We start from the raw sequence: 4,051 nt of genomic DNA, 5'->3' as shown, positions 1-4,051 counted from the left end.
GTGCCTTATAAAAAGAATCAGCATAAAGCTTGTCAGTACAAACTTTATGCTGAAATATAGTTTTTAAGGGACGACTATTTAAAATGCGCATAAATTAAATATCTAATCAATCATAGCTATACCTTCTATTTGCTTCCTGACAAAATGCCAGAATTGGTATCACTATTATTTATTCGTTTGTTTACATTGTTCTTGTGTTTACCGAAGTCTACGTTGATATATGCTTCAAGCATGAATATTCTATTCAGGTCATGCGAAAAAGCATCCTGCCTGTAAGGAGCTAGCTTCGACCAGTTCTCTACATACTGACTATACTTGCTACTGAAAGGATTCAACACCTGAGCTTGTATGCCCCAGTTATCCTTATTATAGCCGACAGATATTGAATGTAGAGTCTCCTCCTTGGTTAAAGTCTCTCCCCATAGTATTCTATGCCCTTTGCTGGCACTGGCCATCAGGAACCAATTCCCTTTCAAAAAGGTAACAGAACCATTTACACCAAAATCAGAATAGGTGTGGGTATAATTATTTCCCTCACTTATGTATCTGTTCAAGTATGTGCTGATATTAACCTGAAAACTTTCACCGAAAGGAGTCAGCTTCAGATTTAAATTATTCTGCAATCGATGAAAACCCCTCTGATTTTCCATTGTACGTATATACTTATTATTCTCGAACAATGTCGTCTCCATCAATGGCTTGTCATCAAAGCTGTATCTGATAAGATAATCCAAATCCAACCATTTGTACTTCCAGTTGATAGTCAAATCATTAGAAACGAATTTTACTGTCTTAAGATTAGGATTTCCTCGTCTAACTTGATAATTATCTATATTCTGACTCACATCATTCATATCTGATAATGATGGAGAATAACCTGAAATATAGCCAGTGTATCTAACAAGTAAGTTCTTGGTCAGATTGTATGACAATTTAAGTGTTGGCCGAAAAATAATTTTACTCTGGCTTACATCTCCCTGACTGCTATATGTTCTCATTACACCACTACCCATGGTGTATACCAATTTCCCTACCTTAGACATAAATTCCACATACCCATAGGTCTCAGCTGTTCGCATGCTTATATTCGCATTGATGGTTCCACCATAATTATTGGAAACGAAGGCCTGATTATGTTTTATGCCAAGTGATAACATGGAATTTTTAATCTTTTGCTCATAAATAGCCTCAGCGATGAGCGAATATTTATCACCTTTTGTCTGCGATGCATATTCCTCAACAGAATTTACTCCTCTCTGAACAAAATGCCTATTATTCTTAGTTTTTATATAGGTTCCTACCACATCAATAAACAGATTCTTTCCTTTAGCCAATTCTGTCTGGTAATAAATATCTAATGAAGGTATATTTTCCCTCGACTTTTCATGATCGGATATTTTATATTCCTGTCCAGCACTTGTAAGTTCAGATTCTCTGTCTGATATGGAATAAGGCATATCCATATATGACTGTCTATAGTTGATACTTAGCAGATTATTGTTTTTACTATAGTCATAACCTAATAGGAAATTCATCCTGTCATATTTTACCTTTGTAGGCAAGCCTGTTTCCACATTGTATAGTGAAGTTGCTGTTCCATTAAAGGTTTCAACATTCTCGCGTATCCATTTCAAATCTCTGCGTTCCCAATTAGACATAAGCTTGAAAGACGAACTTCCAAAATAATAATTAGCGGAAACATTATAATCTCCTGTTCCGATTTTATTTATGCCATTGGTTAAATCGACTGAGAAATTTCCACCTGAGTTCCTACGTTTCAGAATAATATTAATGACAGCTCCCACATTTCCATAACGTAATCCCGGATTATCATGGTATTCCACCTTTGCTATATCGTCTGGTCTTAGAGATTTCACCTCGGGAAGCTTTGCCTTTACTCCATTAATTTGTAATTCAACTGTCCCTCCTGTAGTCATCTCTATACTATTATTAATAGAATTAATCTCAATGCGTGGAAGACTTAAATTCTGCAGTAACAAAAGTCCATTACTGGATGCCTTCCGTTGCAGACTACTAGGAATAAGTATCTGTCTGTCAATTTTCTGAATTTTATTACTGCCAATGACTTTTACCTCACCTAAAACCTTTGGTAATACCATCAGTTTGATCTTTCCCATATCAACATCATCCGATGCATTATTACAGGTAATATATTGGTCTTCATAGCCTATATATGACAGATGAACGATAAAGTTATTCGATTGAATACTTTTAATATGAAATTCACCCACATCATTGGTTACGCCGCCAGACAAGAATGTCGAATCTGTCGACAGAATTCTGACTGAACATCCAATTACTTCCTTGTCGTTTTCATCAATAATGTTTCCTCTTACACTCACTTGAGAGTATGCCCCTTTGGAAAACATCAGAAATAGGAGCATCGTAAAAATATGCTTCATCATTTTATAACATTTAAATAATTTTCCTCATCATATTACATTTATATCTTTAGCCCTTGTACATCTGGAATCTGGCATAGAAAAAGATTTTCTTCTGTTATCTTTGCAATGTCTAGATAACAGGCTTATTTTCTGTTGCAAATATATTTATATCTCCAAATTATATCGTTACACTTTTGTGTAATTCTGAATTTGTTGTCTGAAATATTACACAAAAGTGTAATCATGCTGCCTTGCAAAGTTCACCATACTTGGAAAAGAACCCCATAATACCTCTTTTACTGGAGCATACTGGAACGGTCTCAGATGTCAGGTAGTAAATGGATTTTCCGATTTGACGTGTACCAAATCCCAAAACTTTCATTACTTTCAATAGTTTGCTGTCAATCTCTGCAATCATATAGCTGTACTTGTCCTCAACTATCGGCTTTACTGCCAATGCCATTAATCGTTTGAACTATGTCAATGTAAATATTCCCGATTCCTTTGCAACGGCAAAGCGTCCGATATGCCAAAAACTATATTTACTTTCCTGGTTAATAGCATTCAGAGATAATGCTGCCTATACCTGCACCACCAAGGCATATTTTATAATCTTTGATGCTGCTTTGTTCTCTTTCGCTCACATGGAGCCTGTTTCTATTATATCTGTCTTCCATAACGAAATAATTATTTTTGGCAAAAGTATAAGCAACAATAAAAACAAGCACTACACAAAAGTGTAAAAAACTCTCATTCCTTTGATTATTTTAGATTTTATAACATATTCAGAAGATAACATATTTGCTACTCATGATAATGTTCGTCCAATAATCTCTCCAAATCCAACTCTTTATAGAGTAATAAAATATACCGCTTTATATCTAAAAGTTAACAAACTACAAAAAGAACTTTTTTGCTTATTTTTTTTTATGTAAATTTGCAAAATTATTATTTATGTTTAATTCTAAAACTATAACCTTATGAAAAAGTTTTACTTACTCGCTATTGTTTTATTAAGTTTAGCATCTTGTCAAATAGCAGGACTGACATCAGGTTATTCCCACTTGTCAAAAAAGGAACAAGCAAAAATAATTAACTACAAAGGAAAAATAGACGAAATCCACGACTACTCAAATATATACACTGTCACTGTAGAACAAGTAAAAGAATACCTTTCAAATCATAACAACGTTATAATATACGATTATACACCATTTTGTAAGTCTTCTTTTTGTTTACCTCCAAACATATTAGAAGATATATGTAAGAAAAACAATACAGATTTACTTGTTATTTCAAATATTTATGATGACATTTTTTTAGGTGTCACAAATAATTTTCCTATTTTAATGATAAAAACAAGTGTATATAATACTAAATCAAGGGCAAAATATATCGATAAATTTTATCATTCTTTAATCGGTTTAAATCTAAAAGAAATTGATTATGCAAGCTATCATTACTTCTCAAATGGTAATTACATAAAAAGCTTTAAGAATCCTCAAGATATAAGTTTATAACAAAAACCTTATAGGATTCCATAAAACATAACTATTTACCCCAGTTCAGGTTAAGCCGTCTATATTTTGATAAGTTAGGAGCATTATTCCTTGTTAGAATCATGTGCACGATAATACATCCCACTC

The 4,051-nt window shown here is 33.3% G+C and carries 2 protein-coding genes and 2 pseudogenes; 1 reads left to right on the top strand and 3 read right to left on the bottom strand.

Going from position 1 to position 4,051, the window contains the following annotated elements:
* Window positions 1-125: 125 nt before the first annotated feature.
* From AC1DCD_RS10090 to AC1DCD_RS10080, 3 genes and pseudogenes are all read right to left on the bottom strand, one after another.
* Window positions 126-2,423 (bottom strand): carboxypeptidase-like regulatory domain-containing protein, encoded by a 2,298-nt coding sequence (locus AC1DCD_RS10090; RefSeq protein ID WP_353586092.1) that lies wholly within the window; start codon window positions 2,421-2,423, stop codon window positions 126-128.
* Between the two features lie 223 nt (window positions 2,424-2,646).
* Window positions 2,647-2,973 (bottom strand): annotated as a pseudogene (locus AC1DCD_RS10085) (hypothetical protein); the annotation flags it as partial.
* Window positions 2,966-3,082, bottom strand: a pseudogene (locus AC1DCD_RS10080) (ThiF family adenylyltransferase); the annotation flags it as partial. The pseudogenes AC1DCD_RS10080 and AC1DCD_RS10085, both read right to left, overlap by 8 nt.
* Before the next feature lie 303 nt (window positions 3,083-3,385).
* Between AC1DCD_RS10080 and AC1DCD_RS10075 the strand changes: the two are divergent.
* Window positions 3,386-3,925: a hypothetical protein gene (locus AC1DCD_RS10075; RefSeq protein WP_464641360.1), complete on the top strand. Its 540-nt coding sequence runs from the start codon at window positions 3,386-3,388 to the stop codon at window positions 3,923-3,925.
* The last annotated feature ends 126 nt before the right edge of the window (window positions 3,926-4,051 follow it).

The sequence above is a fragment of the Prevotella sp. C0209C1 genome, from assembly GCF_056583855.1.
Note: the sequence above shows the minus strand (reverse complement) of the source record. Positions and strands in the feature narration are given on the sequence as shown.